Annotated in this window: 11 protein-coding genes; 3 read left to right on the top strand and 8 right to left on the bottom strand. The window is 76.0% G+C overall.

The annotated features are described in order from the left end of the window. Positions 1 to 2: 2 nt before the first annotated feature. Both BJP25_RS07655 and BJP25_RS07650 read right to left on the bottom strand, forming a co-directional pair. The gene (locus tag BJP25_RS07655; RefSeq protein ID WP_075974027.1) at positions 3 to 1,634 is read right to left on the bottom strand and encodes an AMP-binding protein; all 1,632 of its coding nucleotides are present in this window, start codon (positions 1,632 to 1,634) and stop codon (positions 3 to 5) included. A gap of 22 nt (positions 1,635 to 1,656) precedes the next feature. Then, entirely contained in the window at positions 1,657 to 2,820 is a 1,164-nt protein-coding gene (locus BJP25_RS07650) for a GNAT family N-acetyltransferase (RefSeq protein WP_158075611.1), read from the bottom strand. Between the two features lie 19 nt (positions 2,821 to 2,839). Here BJP25_RS07650 and BJP25_RS07645 point away from each other — a divergent pair, with 19 nt between their 5' ends. Next, entirely contained in the window at positions 2,840 to 4,114 is a 1,275-nt protein-coding gene (locus BJP25_RS07645) for an ATP-grasp domain-containing protein (protein ID WP_075974026.1), read from the top strand. On the opposite strand, the gene BJP25_RS07640 is transcribed toward BJP25_RS07645, so the two are convergent. From BJP25_RS07640 to BJP25_RS07625, 4 genes are read right to left on the bottom strand one after another with little or no spacing between them, the layout of a single operon-like run. Next, positions 4,060 to 5,346, bottom strand: a complete 1,287-nt coding sequence (locus tag BJP25_RS07640) for a glutamate mutase L (RefSeq protein WP_075974025.1) — start codon at positions 5,344 to 5,346, stop codon at positions 4,060 to 4,062. The two genes, BJP25_RS07645 and BJP25_RS07640, sit on opposite strands and share 55 nt — an antisense overlap. Then, positions 5,343 to 6,743 (bottom strand): hypothetical protein, encoded by a 1,401-nt coding sequence (locus BJP25_RS07635; RefSeq protein WP_075974024.1) that lies wholly within the window; start codon positions 6,741 to 6,743, stop codon positions 5,343 to 5,345. Before BJP25_RS07635 ends, BJP25_RS07640 begins: the two co-directional genes overlap by 4 nt. Beyond that, positions 6,727 to 7,152 (bottom strand): methylaspartate mutase subunit S, encoded by a 426-nt coding sequence (glmS, locus tag BJP25_RS32060; RefSeq protein ID WP_158075610.1) that lies wholly within the window; start codon positions 7,150 to 7,152, stop codon positions 6,727 to 6,729. The genes BJP25_RS07635 and glmS overlap by 17 nt, the downstream gene beginning before the upstream one ends. An 8-nt stretch (positions 7,153 to 7,160) precedes the next feature. Then, positions 7,161 to 8,210, bottom strand: a complete 1,050-nt coding sequence (locus tag BJP25_RS07625) for a radical SAM protein (RefSeq protein WP_143218920.1) — start codon at positions 8,208 to 8,210, stop codon at positions 7,161 to 7,163. 118 nt (positions 8,211 to 8,328) lie between these two features. On the opposite strand from BJP25_RS07625, the gene BJP25_RS07620 reads away from it, so the two are divergent. After that, positions 8,329 to 9,576 (top strand): type III PLP-dependent enzyme domain-containing protein, encoded by a 1,248-nt coding sequence (locus BJP25_RS07620; RefSeq protein WP_075974022.1) that lies wholly within the window; start codon positions 8,329 to 8,331, stop codon positions 9,574 to 9,576. 37 nt (positions 9,577 to 9,613) lie between these two features. Here BJP25_RS07620 and BJP25_RS07615 read toward each other — a convergent pair whose 3' ends face one another. Together BJP25_RS07615 and pabB are read right to left on the bottom strand one after the other, a co-directional pair. Beyond that, positions 9,614 to 12,319 carry a helix-turn-helix transcriptional regulator gene (locus BJP25_RS07615; protein WP_075974021.1) on the bottom strand — a complete coding sequence of 902 codons (2,706 nt, stop codon included), beginning with the start codon at positions 12,317 to 12,319 and terminating at the stop codon, positions 9,614 to 9,616. Beyond that, positions 12,316 to 14,331 (bottom strand): aminodeoxychorismate synthase component I, encoded by a 2,016-nt coding sequence (gene pabB / locus BJP25_RS07610; protein WP_075974020.1) that lies wholly within the window; start codon positions 14,329 to 14,331, stop codon positions 12,316 to 12,318. Before pabB ends, BJP25_RS07615 begins: the two co-directional genes overlap by 4 nt. A 270-nt stretch (positions 14,332 to 14,601) precedes the next feature. On the opposite strand from pabB, the gene BJP25_RS07605 reads away from it, so the two are divergent. Beyond that, positions 14,602 to 15,846 carry a sensor histidine kinase gene (locus BJP25_RS07605; protein ID WP_233157942.1) on the top strand — a complete coding sequence of 415 codons (1,245 nt, stop codon included), beginning with the start codon at positions 14,602 to 14,604 and terminating at the stop codon, positions 15,844 to 15,846. Positions 15,847 to 16,101 lie beyond the last annotated feature (255 nt).

Genomic DNA, 16,101 nt, shown 5'->3' with positions numbered 1-16,101 from the left:
GCTCACGCCCCCGCCGCGGGCCCCACCTGGTCTAGCACGGAGTCGGCGACCGCCCGGCGGTCCATCTTGCCCTGGTTGCCCAGGGTGGGCAGCCCGTCCCTGGCGATCAGGTGGCGGGGCACCATGTGGCCGGGCAGCCCGTCCTTGAGGAAGGCGCGGTAGGCGCCCTCGTCCACCGGCTCGGGCGCCGAGTACACCAGGGCGATGTCCGCGCCGATCTCGACGTTCGGCACGCCGACCGCCACGCACGCCTCCACGCCCGGGAAGCGCGCGGCGACGTCCTCGACCTCGGTCGGGCTCACCCGGAACCCGGAGGTCTTGATCATCGCGTCGCGCCTGCCGACGAAGTACAGGTACCCGTCCTCGTCCCTGGTGACGATGTCCCCGCTGAACACCACCGTCTCCCCCGGGTGGTCGGGCAGGGTGCGGAACCGCTCGGCGGTGGCCACCGGGTCGTTCCAGTAGCCCTTGGCCACGCAGCCGCCGCGGTGCACCAGCTCCCCCGGCTCCCCCGGCCCGACCTCCCGCAGCTGCTCGTCGAGCACCAGCAGCTCCACGTCCGGGATCGCCCGGCCGATGGAGCCGCGGCGCGCGCGCAGCTGGTCGGGTTCGAGGAAGGTGGACCGGAACGCCTCGGTCAGCCCGTACATCAGGAACACCTCGGCGTTCGGGAACGTCGAGGTCACCTGGTCGAGCATCCGGTCGGACACCGGGCCACCGGAGGTGCACACCACCCGCACCGACGACAGGTCCACCGCGGGCGCCCGGCGCAGCAGCCGCGGGTCGAACATCCGGGTGATGATCGCGGGCATCACCGGCAGCACGGTGACCGCGTTCGCCGCGGCGAACTGGAAGAAGCTGGCCGGGAACACCAGCTCGTGCAGCAGCAGCTGCGCGCCGGTGCACAGGCACTGCCAGAGCTGGTTGAGGCCGTAGTCGAAGTTCAGCGACAGCACGCCCGCGATCCGGTCGCCGCGGCGCACCCCGAGGTAGTGGCTGGTGATCCGGGCGCCGTGCCACAGGTTGCGGTGGGTCACCATGATCCCCTTGGGCCGCCCGGTGGAGCCCGAGGAGTAGATGATCGCCGCGACGTCCTCGCTGATCGCCCGGCCGGGCACGGCGGTGCCCGCGTGCGCGCGGCGCAGCGCGGGCAGCACCACGGCGTCGTCCGGGCCACCGGCGTCGTCCGGGCCACCGGCGTCGTCCGGGCCACCGGCGTCGCCGGGGTCGGCCTGCTCGGTGCCGAACAGCAGGGGCAGCCGCGGCGCCGCCGTGCGCAGCTCGTCGGCGCGCACCTCGTCGGTGATCGCCGCGCGCAACCCGGCGTCGGTGGCGATGTGGGCGATGTTGTCGCGCTTGAGCGCGGGCAGCACCGGCACGGCGATGGCGTCGGCGAGCAGCACGCCGAGCACGGCGACGGCCTGGTCGGTGGACTTGGCCATGCAGATGCCGACCCGGTCGCCGCGGGCCACGCCCCAGGCGCGCAGGGCGGCGGCGGTCGCGGTGGCCGCGTCGCGCAGCTCGGTGAAGCTGAGCAGGGCACCCGCGTCGTCGGTGATGGCGGGGTCCGCGCCGTAGGCCTCGGCCGCGTCGTGCAGCAGCGCGTGGACGGTGAACAGGTGGGCCGTCGTCACCCGGCGCAGTGTAGCGGCGCGGTCAGGCGAACTCGTCCCACTCGGCGGTGACCAGGGCCCGCTCCACGACGGGGGACTTGGCGGCCAGCTCCGCGCGCAGCCGCCGGTTCGCCGCGCGCACCTCGTCGTCGCGGCCGGACAGCGGGCTGTCCACGCCCAGGTCCAGCAGCCACAGCGGCGTCAGGTCGGCCCCGCGCAGGGCCTTGCCGTCCTCGGTGCCGATCCCGCAGTGCAGGCGGCGCACCCCGGGCAGCTGGGCGGGCAGGTAGCAGTGCAGGTTGAAGTACTCGGCGGCGCCGCGCAGCCGGTCGTAGTCGAACCCCACCGCGCGCAGGTAGGCGACGTCCCCGTCGCGCATGTAGAGCGCGCACCCGACGGCGGGTTCGCCGTCCACCGAGCACAGCAGCACCTCGGCGCGGTCGCCCGCCAGCTCGGCGTGCTTGCGGAACGCCTCGACGTAGGCGGCCGGGTCGGCCTCGATGCCGTGCCGCTGCTCGGTCTGCGCGGCCAGCGTCCCGACCTCGGTGTAGGCGTGCGGCAGGGTGCGGTGCTCGACCCGGTAGCCCGCGGCGGCGAACTTGTTCAGCTCGGTGCGGATGCGGGCGCGCCGCTTGCGCGGGCCCGCCGACAGCCACGCCTCGAAGCCGTCGTCCCCCAGGTCGATCCACGCGTCGGCGGCCAGCGCCACGGGGAACGCGGTGACGCCCGCGGCGCGCAGCGCCAGGACGTCCGGGGTGGTCAGGTACATCGCCACCGCGGGCTCGTCACCGGCCACCGCGCGCACCCGCGCGAGCAGCGCCCGCGCCGCCTCCACCCGGTCCACGCCGGGGGTGGCGAGCAGGTGGGCCAGGTAGCCGCGGCGCTGGGCGACGAGCAGCCCGCGCGGGCCGGGCGCGGGCAGCCCGCGCTCGGCGAGCAGGTCCCACCAGCGCAGGTGCGGGTTGCCCAGGTCGGCCTCGCCGGTGATGCGCGCGACCGGCACCGCGGCGAGCCCCCCGCCGGGGACCTCGGTGTGCACGGCGCTCGACGGGGCACCGGGTTCGAGCGCCACCAGCCGCAACCAGAACGCCGAGGAGTAGAAGCCGCCGCCCGCCAGGGCGTCCCACCGGGCGTCGTCGAGGCCGCCGAGCGGGTGCTCGGGCAGGGCCGCGCACGGCCCGTCGTGCGGTGTCTGGGCAGCGGTCACGCTGCTAACATACGGCGCCATGGTCGAATCTTCCGAGGGTGACCGCTACCTGCTGGTCCTCGGTGCCGCGATGCACCTGCGGGAACGGGCGATCGTCGCCTCGCTGCGGGCGTTCCGGGGGCCGCTGGTGACCATCGCGCGCACCCCGGACTCCGGTGCGGCGAAGTTCTTCGACCACGTGCTGATCGGTGACTTCAGCGACCCGGACGACGCGCTGCGGGTGGTGCTGGAGCACGAGAAGGAAACCGGTGCCACGCCCGCGGGCGTGGTGCCGTTCTTCGACCCCGGCCTGGTGCCCGGGTGGGCCGTGGCCGACCACTACGGCCTGCCGTACCTGAGCCGCGAGGCGGTCGACAACTCCTCCATCAACAAGAACCGGATGAAGGACGTGCTGCTCGCCGCGGGCGTGCCGACCCCGCGCTACACGCAGGTGGGCAGCGCGCGGGACGCGGTGGCCGCCGCGGAGTCCTACGGCTTCCCCTGCGTGGTCAAGCCGTCGGCGTTCGGCGGCAGCCTCGGCGTGCGCCTGGCGGCCACCCCGGACGAGGTGGTCGCGGCCTACGACTACGCCAGGGCGATCATCGACCGGAACTCCGCGGTCTTCACCGTGCGCAACCACGCCATCCAGGTCGAGGAGTTCTGCGCGCTGCCCGACGAGGTCTCGGTGGAGGTGCTGACCCACGGCGGGCACAGCCAGGTCCTCGCGGTCACCGACAAGATCCTCGGCCCGCGCCCGCACTTCGCCGAGGTCGGCCACCGGGTGCCCAGTGTCCACAGTGGCCGTGAGGACGTGGTGGACACGACCGTGCGCGCCTGCCGGGCGATCGGCCTCGACCGCGGCGTGCAGCACGTGGAGCTGCGGCTGGCGCCCGGGGAGGCCCCGGTGGTCATCGAGGTCGGCGCGCGCACCGCGGGCGACGGCATCATCGACCAGGTGGAGCGGGCCTACGGCTTCTCCCCGTACGAGGCGCACGTGCTGTCCTACTTGGACAGGCTGACCGTGCCGCTGCCCGAGCCGGCCGCGACCGGCCTGGCGGGCATCTCGGTGCTCAAGGCGCCCGCGGGCACGATCACCGCCGTCGAGCGGCCCGCCGCGCTGGCCCCGGAGGTCGTCGGCTACGAGGTCTCCGCCCGGCCCGGCGAGCAGGCCGCGCCGGACCAGGCCAACTACCTCGACCGCGAGGGCTGGGTGGAGTTCCACTGGCCGGGGCGCGCTCCCGGGGACGTGCCGATCGGGCGTCAGTCGGAGCTGGCGGCGCAGCTGTCCGCGGAGGTCTTCCGGGTCGAGGGCTGACCGGTCGCGCCGGGCACCGCGGCCAGGCCGTGCGCCCACAGCTCGTACCCGGTGTCCAGGCGCAGGTGCCACCGGGCCTCCGGCACGCCCAGCGCGGCGGCGGCCACCCGGCGCACCGCGTCGGTGTCCGCGCCCCCCTTGGCCCCGCCGGTGACCAGCAGCCCGACCACCCCGGACGGGTCGACCTCCGGGCCGCGAGCGGGGTCGACAAGCCGGTGGAGGGCCAGGTACAGGCAGGCGAGGAAGGCGGTCGGGCCCGGCGGCCAGTCCCCCGCGCACAGCTGGTGGTAGCGCTCGCGGTGGTCGTCGGGGTCGAGGGCGGCGGCGAGGTCGAGCAGCCCAGGGTGGGTGGTCACGGCCTGGCGCAGGGCGGGCAGGGACGCCACGACCCCCAGGTCGGTGAAGACCCGGCGCACCACTGACTCCCCCGGTGCGGGGCGCGCGGTGCCCGCCCGCAGCTCGGCGCAGTAGTAGGCGTCGGTGGTCGCCCCGCCGACGTCGACCACGATGAACGGGGTGGTGACGTCGGGGAACGGGGCGCCGCCCGCGGCCAGGGTCCCGGCGGCCAGTGACACCACCGCGGGGGTGGGCCAGACGGCCACCTCGGTGCGCCCGGCCAGCGCGCGCAGGCCCTTGCTGTCCACCAGGTCCTCGACGTAGAGGCCGCTGACCAGGTCGGCCAGGGCGCCGGTGGCCGGGCGCAGCCGGTGGTCGAGGACGTTGGGCACCACGTGGTCCACCGGCAGGCCCGCGACCACCCCGGGTTCGTCGGCGCCCGCCCAGACCAGCACCTCGTGCGGCCTGCCCGCCTGCGGCGCGCGGCCCAGCCGGTCGCGCAGGTGCACCGGGTCGGCGCCGTCCACCCCGCCGACGAGGACCAGGACGTCGACCGGCGGCGCCGGGGTGTCCCGCGGCAGGCCGAGCAGGTCGGCGTAGACGACGTTGCCCCCGGCGGCCACCGCGGCCCGCACCGCGGCGGCCGTGCTGTGGCCGCGGGTGAGCCCGAGGACGCCGACGCGCAGGCCGCCGTTGGCCGAGCTGCACACCCGCAGCCGCGGCGCGCCGCCCGCGAGGGCGAGCACCTGCTCGCCCGGGGCGACGGCCGGGTCCCTGGGCACCAGCCGCACCGGCCCCGGGCGGGTGCCGTCGTGCGCGCAGACCTTCACCACCGTGCTGCCGATGTCCACCAGCAGCACGGGGTCCGCCGGTGGCACGGGGTCCGCAGCGCTCACGCGAAGATCCTGATGTCGCGCATGAGCGCTTCCCACAGTGGTCCGCCCGCGTCCGGGGCGGCGCCGCGCAGCTCGTGCTCGCGGCGCAGCTGCGCGCGGGTCAGCGGCACGCGACCGGGCTCGCGCACCCGGATCCGCCTGCCCGCGCCCCGGTCGGCGACCAGCTCCCCGGCGTTCTCCTCGTGCGGGGCGAACGGGACGTCGATGATCCCGGCGCGGACCGCCCGGTGCACCTGGGAGACCAGGCTGGGCGCGGGCAGGTCCACGATGGTCGAGAGCACCGTCTCCACCTCGTCGGTGATCAGCTCGCGCTCCTGCTCGACCACCTCGCTGCCCAGGGGCAGGGCGGGCACCATGTCCAGCGCGTACCGCACGGCGCGCACCGCCGCCGCGTTGCTGCGGGCGGTGGGGATGCCCACGGCCTCGTCGGGCGTCTTCACCACCACCTTGTCCGCGCCCAGCAGCGCGCTGGTCGCGGCGGACACCGCGATCAGCTGCCAGGCCAGCACCGGGTCGACGGGGAAGGCGCCCATCCACTGGTGGTAGGCCAGGCGCACCTGCACACCGGTGAAGCCGAAGCGCGCCAACCACTTCCCGGACGCCGACCGCAGCACGTCGGCCACCGCGAGGTCCTGCTCGACGCTGCCGGTCTGCCCGAAGCTGACGGTGAAGGAGGTGACGCCCTGCTCGGCGGCGAGCAGCAGCTCGCACAGCTGCACCACCACCGCGACCACCGGCGGCACCAGGGTCGCGGTCAGCGGGCCGAAGGACTCCCGGTGCACGGGCCGCTCCGGCGGGCCCGCCGTCGCGCACAGCCGGTCGACGTACTGCCAGTGCACCAGCGCGCGCTCCAGCGGGAACGCGCGGGAGTAGGGCAGCGAGTAGCACAGCCCGCCGCCCTCGACCTCGGTGATGCCCGACGCCAGCGCCAGCTCCGCCAGCAGCCGGGCGTCCGGTGTGCCGTGCCGCAGGCTCACCGGGCGGTCGATGCCCGCGAACAGCTCGCGGGTCACCCGGACCCCGTGCGCCACCAGCGGGTAGCCGTTGAGCAGGTCCCGCCCCTCGGCCACCCCGGCGGCCAGCAGCTCGGCGGCCGTGCCGTGGGCGTTGTGCCGGGTGTGGCTGTCGATGGTCAGCGGCAGGAAGTCGGCCCCCGCCTCGTGCAGCGCCTCGGTCAGCGCGCGCTGCTTGGCCGCGGTGGGGAACCCGCCGCGCGGCTGCACGAGCGGGCGGCTGCGCGGGCGGGCGAACAGCACCGAGGCGAACCGGTCGGCGGGCAGGGCGGCCAGGTGCTCGCGGGCGGTGGCCGGGTCCAGGCCCGGCTCGCCGTGGCGGGCCAGCAGCCGGGCGCGCTCGGCGCCGATGTCCGCGCCCAGCCCCCTACCCCGCCCGGGCACGCAGGTCCTCCTCAAGCGCGTCGAACACCGGCTGGAACCCCTCGGGCTGGTGGAACACGCGGTGGAACCCGTAGCCGGTGAACCGCGCGACGACCTCGGCGGTGGGCCGCTCGCCCAGCGCCAGGTTGCCGCCGACGTAGCGCAGGACCCCGCCCAGGCCGAGCTCGGCGAACCGGTCGCCGAACCCGGCGCAGGACTTCTCGCCCTCGCCGTTCACCGAGGCCACCAGCACCGCGCGGGCGCCGGTCTCCAGCACCGCGTCGGCGAAGTCGTCCACGGTGTTGTTGGTGCCCAGGTTGTAGGGCCGGAACCCGTTCTCCGCCATGCCGATGGCCAGGACCCGGTTGGCGACGACGTGGATGTCGTTGCCGACCAGGCCCAGGACCACGCCGCGGTCGCGCGGCAGCACGGTTCGCCCTACTTGCCGCGCACCGTGGGCAGCGGGAGCAGCGTCGGGCCGCCCTCCGCCTTCTGCGCCTCGGTCTGGCCGGGGAAGTCGAAGTGCCGGAAGCAGGAGAACGAGCCCTCGTCGTGCTTGCTGTGCACGAACGCCTTGAGCCGGTCGCTGGTGTTGTAGATGGACAGCATGTCGGTCTCGAACACGTTGCCGATGACGTCGGGGTTGCCCAGCTCGCAGATCATGACGTCGCCGTTGGAGTGCAGGTGCAGCTGCGCCTTGCCCTCGATGCAGCTGGAGTAGATGACGCCGGGGTCGGCGCTGAAGTAGGGCTGGAGCCGCTTCCAGTGCTCGGTGCCCGCGTGGAAGTACGCCGACAGGCAGGAGAAGTACAGCTCGGTCCTCGGGTCGCGGTGCGAGACCAGGTCGACGATCGCGTCCGCGAGCGCGTCGCGGGTCATGGTGTTCTCGTAGCCCTGGTGCAGGCTCGGGATCTCCATCTGGATCTCGTGCTTGCGCACCCCGAGGTCGGCGGCGAACCGGTGCACCTCGGTCATCCGCTTCTCGGTCTCGTTGAACAGGATGGTCTCGACCACCGCGTCGATGGTCGGCGACTCCACCGCCCGCTGGACCGAGTAGACGATCTTCGGGAACATCTTCTCGGTGACCTTGTAGAAGGCCGAGTGCGACTGCGCGTCGGTGTGGTTGAGCGAGAAGTGCAGCACGTCCAGGCCCGCTGCCTCCAGCCGGTCGAACTTCTCCTCGTTGAGCAATGTCCCATTTGAATTGATCTGCGTCGAAATGCCGCGCTCGGTGCACAGCTTGATGATTCCCTCGCAGATTTCGAATTCCAGCAGGACCTCACCGCCGGAGAGCTTCACGCGTTCGAGGTCGGGCAGCGTGTCGATCACCGACGCCACGTCGTCCACCGAAAGGATCTTGCGCTCCAGCAGGTCGTACGCCCCACAGTAGCTGCACCGGAAGTTGCACCGGGATGTCACGCCGATTTCGATCGCGCGCAGGTTGCCCGCGCCGAGCTGCTGCATCTCCAGCGCTTTGAATGTGGACACCGCGTCCCCCTTGGCAGACGACCCGCACAGTAGGATCAGGATCGGCTGACGATACCTCGCAGCCGAGATAGGGCGCAAGGCACCGTTTGCTGGCCGATTGAGCGAGAAATGGAACCGGATGAACCGCGTCGAGTTGGTCCGAACAGCCCAGCGGCACGGCACGCCGCTCTACCGCTACGACCTGGCGGGCGTGCGGGCGCGGGCGGGCGAGCTGCGCGCGGCGCTGCCCGCCGGGGCGGAGCTGCTGTACTCCCTCAAGGCCAACCCGCTCGCACCGGTGGTGGCCGCGGCGCGCGGAGCCGGGTGCGGCGCGGAGGTGTCCTCCCCGGGTGAGCTGGCCTCGGCCGTGGCGGCCGGGTTCGACCCGGCCGAGGTGCTCTACACCGGACCGGGCAAGGCCGAGGCCGAGCTGGTCGAGGTGGTCGGCGCGGGCGCGCGGCTGTTCTCCTGCGAGTCCGCCGCGGAGCTGGACCGGCTGGGGCGGGTGGCCGGGTCGACCGGGCGGGGGCTGCGGGCGCTGTTGCGCCTGATGCCCGCCGGGCGGCCCGCGGCGGGGCTGTCGATGTCGGACGGGCGGCAGTTCGGCTTCGCCGCGGACGAGGCGGCCGCGGCGTGGGCCGCCGCGCCCGCCGGGGTGGAGCTGCTCGGCTTCCACGTCTACCTCGGCTCGCAGCTGGGCTCCGTCGCCGACCTGCTGGAGGGTTTCACCCACGCAAGGGATGTCGTCGACCTGGTGGCGGGTGTGACGGGGGTTCCCCCGAAGGTGGTCGACCTCGGCGGCGGGTTCCCCTGGCCGTACGCGACCGCGGGCGCCGGGTGCGGGCTCGACGGGCTGCGCGAGGGGCTGGAGCGGCTGCTGTCCGGCTGGGAGCACCGGCCGCGGCTGTGGTTCGAGACCGGCAGGCGGGTGGTCGCGGGGGCCGGGGTGCTGCTGGTGACCGTCGTGGACGTCAAGCACCGGCCGAACGGGGTGCTGGTCGTCGTGGACGGTGGCATCAACGTGCTGGGCGGGATGTCCGGCCTGGGTCGGGTGCTGCGGCCGCGCACCGCGGTGGAGAACCTGGGCGCCGGGACCGGCGAGGTGCCGGAGGGCGGCGGGCTACCGGAGGGCGGCGAGGTGCCGGAGGTCGATGTCGTCGGGCCGCTGTGCACGCCGCTGGACCGGGTGGCCGCGCGGGTGCCGGTGGCCGACCCCAAGCCGGGGGACGTCCTGCTGGTGGAGAACGTCGGCGCGTACGGGGCGACGGCCAGCCTGGTGTCGTTCCTGAGCCGCCCCGGCCCGGTGGAACTGGTGGTGGACGGCGACGAGGAGATCGGCACCTGGCGGATCGACGGCCGCGCCGTGCGGCTCACCGGTCCCGCGTGAACCACCCGCGCCACCGCCGCGGTCGCCCGCGCGCGGGTCAGCTGGTGCGGCCCATGACCGCGCCGAGCTGGGCGCGCGTGGTGATGCCGAGCTTGCGGTAGGCGCGGGCGAGGTTGGCCTCCACCGTCTTGGGGCTGACGAACAGCTCCTCCGCGATGAGCCGGTTGGTGCGCCCCTGGGCGGCGAGTCGGGCGACGCGCTCCTCGGTGGGGGTGAGCGCGGTCGCGTCGGCGGTCCGCCCGCCCGTCCTGTCCAGCTCGGACGCCGCGCGGGCCGCCCAGGCGGCGGCCCCCAGCGCCTCGAACTCCGCGAGCGCCTGGCCGAGCAGGGTGCGGGCGGCGGCGCGGCGGCGGGCCCGGCGCTGGGCGACCCCGGCGACGAGCAGGCAGCGGGCGCGGTCGAGGGGCACCACGTCCGGCGGTGTGGCCTCGCGGGCCGCCAGCAGGTCCGCCACCGCGTCGGCGGTGTCCTCCCCGGACGCCGCGGCGAGCAGCACCCGGCCGCGGGCGAGGCCGAGCCCGGTCCACGGGCGGGGCAGCCGGGCGTGCCGCTCGGCAAGCAGGTCCTGGGCGCGCCGGGCGGTGGGCAGGTCGCCGGTCGCCACGCACGCCTCCACCCACTCCGGTTCGTAGCGCAGCGACAGCGGCTCCACCAGCCCCACGGCCGCCAGCGAGCGGCGCACCGCGGCGAACCGCTCGGCGGCCGCGGCGGCGTCGCCCCGGGCCGCGGCGGCGCAGCCCGCGAGGTAGGCGAAGATCCGCTCCGCCGACGGGTCCTCGTTCTCCGCCGCCCAGCCCAGGCCCCAGGCCGCCAGCTCGTCGGCGACCGCGGCGTCACCGCGCAGGGCCGCGAGCATCCCGCGCAGCCACCGCTCCCCCACCAGGCCGGTGCCGAGCTGGTCGCCCAGGTCGGTGGCCGCCTCGGTGTGCGCGGCGGCGTCGGCCCAGCGCCCGGAGTGCAGCTCGGTCTCGCCCAGGTGGCCCAGCAGCTCGTGCTGGGAGGGCTCGTCGCCGCGGGCGGTGGCCCGCTCCAGCATCCTGGTGAGCCGGTCGCGGGCGGCGGCGTGGGCGTCCACCGAGCGCCACCAGATCGCCGGGACGGTGGCGGCCAGCCAGTGCGGGTCGGCGTCCTCCAGCGCGATGGCCTCGTCGAACAGCTCCGCCCGCGGCGCCAGCCCGAGCCGCACCTCCTGGAAGTGCTGGGTGAGCAGGGCCGCGGACAGCAGCGGGCGGTCGGCCGGGCTGCCCGCGAGCAGCCGCCGGGCGGCCTCGGCGTCGGCGCGGGCGGCGTCCGGGGAGGCGCGGAACACCGACAGGTGGGCGTGGATGCGCCCCGCCGCCGGGGTGCCCGGGTCGACCGCGGCCAGCCCGCGCTCGGCCAGCCGCTCGGCCTCGGCGCTGGCGCCGTCGGCGCTCCAGGCCACCACCGCGCGCAGCATCAGCGCCTCGGCCAGCGGCGCGCCGGTGAGCCGGTCGACCAGCGCGTCCAGCTCGGCGGCGGCCGCGGCGTAGTCGCCGCTGCCGTAGCGGCAGCGCGCGGCCTCCAGGCGCAGCCCGTCGCGCGCGGGCCCGTCCGGGGTGAGCTCGACGGCGATGTCGAACAGGCCGGCGGCCAGTTCCGGGGCGCCGCGCGCCTGCTGGCGGCGGGCGGCGGCGGCGACCTCGGCGGCCACCGCCGGGTCCGGGCCGCCGGTGCCCGCGGCCAGCTGCCTGGCCCGCTCGTCGGGGTCGGCCACGACGTCGGCGAGGCGGCGGTGCAGCCCGCGGCGCACCCCCGGCGGGATGCCCGCCCGGACGGCGGCGGCGTGCAGCGGGTGGGCGAAGGCGATGCCGTCGTGGCCCACCGCGAGCAGGCCCGCCTCCTCGGCGGGGTCGAGGTCGGCCGGGTCCACCCCGGCGGCGACCAGGTCGGGCAGGCGGGGCGCGGAGAGCAGGGCGGCCAGCCGGACGGCGTCGCGGCCCGCGGGCGGCAGGGCGGCCACGGCGGCGGCGAGCAGCTCGCGCAGCGAGGCCCGCACCGGCAGGTCGGCGCCGGGCCGGGGCAGCGCCGGCAGCCGCAGCACCGCCCTGGCCAGCTCGATCGCCAGCAGCGGGTTGCCGCCGGACCCCTCGGCGATGCGGCCCAGCAGCGGGCGCGGCAGCGCGGCGCCGAGCCGGTCGCGCAGCACGTGGTGCAGGGCGCCGGGGCCCAGCGGGGCGACCGGCACCCGCAGCGCGTCGTCGAGGCCCAGCGGCAGCGGCGGCGGGTCGCCCGCCGGGCCGCGCACGGCCAGCAGCACCGCCACCCCCGGGCGCACCCGGCGCAGGGCGAACCGCAGCGCCCGCTCGCTGGGCGGGTCCAGCCAGGGCGCGTCGTCCACGGCGACGACCACCGGCCCGCCGCCGCCCGCCGCGTCGAGCAGGGCGCGGGTGGTGGCGCCGAGGACGTGACCGTCGGGGTGGTCGCCCGCCGGGGTGTCGAGCAGGACGGCGCCCGCCGCGGCGCGCTGCACCGGCGGCAGGGCGTCGACCAGCGGGGCCAGCGGGCGCAGCAGGTCGGCCAGGGCCGCCAGCGGCAGCGCGGACTCCGCCTCGGTGGGCGCGCAGGACAGCACCGCGGCGTGCGGGGCGCAGCGGGCCAGGGCCGCGCGCCACACCGCGGTCTTGCCGATGCCCGCGGGCCCGTCGAGCACCACCCGACCGCCCGCGCGCAGCCGCGCGACCACCTCCTCGACGACGGCCTCCCGCCCGGGCAGCACGCTCACGTGGCCACCCGGCCGGGGAAGCGGGCGCCGAGCAGGTCGAGGACCGCGGTGGCCTTGACGGCGGTCTCCTCGAACTCCGCGTCCGGGTCCGACAGCGCCGTCACCGCCCCGCCGACGCCCCAGGACAGCTCGCCGGGGCGCACCACCAGGGTGCGGATGGCGATGCTCAGGTCGACCGCGCCGGAGCAGGCGAAGTAGCCGATGGCCCCCGAGTACACCCCGCGCGGCCCGCCCTCCAGCCGGTCGAGCACCTCCATCGTGCGCTCCTTGGGCGCCCCGGTCATGGACCCGCCGGGGAAGGCCGCGCGCACGCAGTCCACCGGGGTCCGGTCCGCGGCCAGCCGGGCGCGCACGGTGCTCACCAGCTGGTGGACCGTCGCGTAGGTCTCCACCTCGAACAGGCCGGGCACGCTCACGCTCCCTGTGTCGGCGGTGGCGCCCAGGTCGTTGCGCACCAGGTCGACGATCATCAGGTTCTCCGCGAGGTCCTTCTCGGACGCGGCGAGGTCGGCGCGCAGCGCGGCGTCCTGCTCGGCGGTGGACCCGCGCGGGCGGGTGCCCTTGATCGGGCGCGACTCGACCTCCCCCGCCGCGCTGACCGACAGGAACCGCTCCGGCGAGGTGCTCAGCACCGACAGCGGCCCGAACCGCAGCAGCGCGCCGAACGGCGCCGGGCTGGCCCGGCGCAGGTGCCGGTAGGCGGCCAGGACGTCGACCTCGGCCGCGGCGGTGAGCTGGTTGGTCAGGCAGACCTCGTAGCTCTCGCCCAGGTCGATGACCCGGTGGCACTCCGCGATCCTGGCCAGGTAGGCGTCCCGGTCGTGCCGGGCGGTCAGCGGGCCGAGCGGGGTGACGCCCGTGGTGGCCGGGGTGTGGTCGCGCGGGACGACCCGGGCGAGCCGGTCGGCGGTGGCGTCCAGCCAGCCCTCGTCCCCCGCGAAGGCGAGCAGGTGCAGCTCGCCCGTGCGGTTGTCGACCGCGACCGCCCGGTCGGCGAACACCAGCTGCGCGTCGGGGTCCGGGGCGGTGTGCGCGGCGGCGGCGCCGCACTCGGCTTTGAGCTCGTAGCCCAGGTAGCCCACCCAGCCGGGGGTGAACCCGAACGGCAGGTCGGGGGCGGTGGCGCGGTGCGCGGCCAGGTCGTCGTCGAGCCAGTCGAGGAACGGCCGGTCGACCACCTCCACCCGCCCGTCGGAGTGCGTGACGGTCACCAGCCCGGTCGTCACGTCCGCCGCCGCCACCCTGGCCCGCGGACCGCCCGCGTCGCCGAGGAAGTCGAACCGGGCCTGGGTGGTGCTGTCCAGCCAGAACGCGTGCGGGGAGTCGCGGTAGAGCTCGGCGTGGACGTCCTCGGCCGTCAGCGGCAGGGTCAGCGACCGGGAGACCACCCGCAGCCGGGCCGGGCGCGCCCGCGCGGCGATGACCTCGCGCGGTCGGGGCGCGGCGGTGCTCATCCGCTGGAAGTTGGCCAGCAGGTCCAGCCCGTGCTCGGTGCGGATCGACTCGGGGTGGAACTGCACGCCCCAGGCCGGGCGGTGGCGGTGGCGCACGCCCATGAGCACCCCGTCGTCGCTCCACGCGGTCGCCTCCAGCTCCGCCGGGACGCCGCGCACGGCGAGCGAGTGGTACCGGACCACCTCGGTGGGCGACGGGATGCCCGCGAACAGCTCCCGGCCGTCGTGGCGCACCGCCGAGAGCCTGCCGTGGCGCACCTGCGGGGCCGGGCCCACCTCGGCCCCCGCGAGCAGGCACAGCCCCTGGTGGCCCAGGCACACCCCGAGCAGCGGTTGCCGCGCCAGCTCCAGCACCGCGCGGCTGATCCCCAGGTCGCGCGGGGTGGCGGGGTGCCCGGGGCCGGGGCCGACGACGACGTTGTCGTAGTCGGCCAGGCGCACGGCGGACCACGGCTCGTCGTTGCGCACCACGTCCGGGCGCCGCCCGCCCAGCACGGCCAGCGCGTGCACGAGGTTCTGGGTGAACGAGTCGTGGTTGTCGACGACCAGGGTGCGCACCGGTCTCCCTCCCGCTGAACGGCAACTGTTCATTTGCTCCCGCACAGATGTTTGTAACCCCGCGTCCCATCGCGGCCGTTGTCTGTCTTGATGGGTGACGAGACCGTGCAGCACGTCCTCGCGGCAGGGAGGCGAGCCATGCCACAGCGCCGGAGCGACCCTGCCGAGGGCGGCGGTGATGCTACCGCCCCGAGCCGGGTGCCCCACCCGCGCGCGGGTGCGCACGACCGCGCTGAGCTGCGCGGACCGTCCGACGGCAGAGAAGGTGCGGTGGACCGGGCGCCCGGGCCCGCCGCCGAGCGAGGAGGTGCCGCCCTGGTCGCCCACACGGTCACCCCGCACGTCGCCGAGCCCGCCGCGCCCAGCGCCGCGCCCGCGTCCAGGCACCCCGTGCTGCGCTGGCCGGGCGCGCTGCGGTGGCCGACCGCGCTGCGCGGCCCGCTCTCGGACGCGCTGGCGGTGCTGGTCGCCGCGCTGGACGTGTGGCTGGTGGTGCCCCCGGAGATCGACGCCGCCGCGATCTGGCTGTCCTGGCTGGCGGTCCCGGCGCTGCTGCTGCGCAGGCACCTGCCCTTCCTCACCGTGCTGCTGGTCATCCCCGGCTTCTTCTACGGCTGGGCGCAGCTGGCGGCGATGGTCGCGCTGGGCACCCTCGCCATGCGGTACGGCACCACCTGGCGCACCGCGGTGGGGGTGGTGCTGGTCTGGGCGTCGCGGTTCATGGTGTGGCCCTACGACGCCTTCGCCGAGATGACCCTGCGCCAGCACGTGCTCGACGCCATCTACGGGGTGATCGTGGCGGGCATGCCGGTGGCCATCGGGCTGCTGGTGACCGTGCGCGCGCAGCTGTTCGCCCGCATCCGCCAGCTCGACCGCAGCCGGGAGCGGGAGAAGCGGCTCTACGCGGCCACCGTCCGCTCCGCCGAGCGCGCCAAGCTGGCCAGGGAGATGCACGACGTGGTGTCCCACCAGGTCACCCTCATCGCCATGCAGGCGGGCGCGCTCAAGGTCGGCGCCAAGGACGCGGAGTCGGCCGAGGCCGCCGAGACGATCCGGGCGCTGAGCACCAAGACCCTGGAGGAGCTGCGCGAACTGGTCGGCGTGCTGCGCTCTGGCGGCGACGAGGAGGACGCCCAGCCCGGCCTCGACGAGGTCGGCGACCTCGTCGAGGGCGGCGACGTCAAGATCAACCTCGCCATCGACACCGCCCCCGGGCGCCTGCCCGGCCCGGTCTCGCGCGCGGCCTACCGCACCGTTCAGGAGGCGCTGACCAACGTCCGCAAGCACGCCTCGGGCTCCCGCGCCTCGGTGCGCGTCCGCAGCTCGGAGGCCGAGCTGCTGGTGGAGGTCCGCAACGACCGCCCCCGCCGCCGCCGCGGCCCCGGCCTGCCGTCGGGCGGGCACGGCCTGCTCGGCCTCCGCGAACGCGCCACCCTGCTGGGCGGCACCTTCGACGCGGGCCCCACCCCAGAGGGCGGTTTCTCGGTGCGCGCCACCTACCCCCTGGTCGGCTGAGCGGCAGGCACGACGATCGAGGCCCGGCCCGGGGACACCTGGCCGGGCCTCGCCGCTTCACCGGGGCACGCCCCACCGCCCGACCCGGGGTGGCCGGACCGCAACGCCCCGCGCCACACCGGGGCCGAGCGGGGCGCGCCGGGAACGGCTGAGGCCCGGCCGGGGGTGCCACCCCGGTCGGGCCTCGTCACGATCGCCCGCGCGGTCGTCGAACCCCACTGCCGGGTTCGACGACGGCGGTCCCCGCCCAGGCGG

Origin of the sequence: Actinokineospora bangkokensis (genome assembly GCF_001940455.1) — a bacterium.
GTDB lineage: Bacteria > Actinomycetota > Actinomycetes > Mycobacteriales > Pseudonocardiaceae > Actinokineospora > Actinokineospora bangkokensis.
The sequence above is the reverse complement of the archived record's forward strand: the minus strand, read 5'-3'. Positions and strand labels throughout refer to the sequence as shown.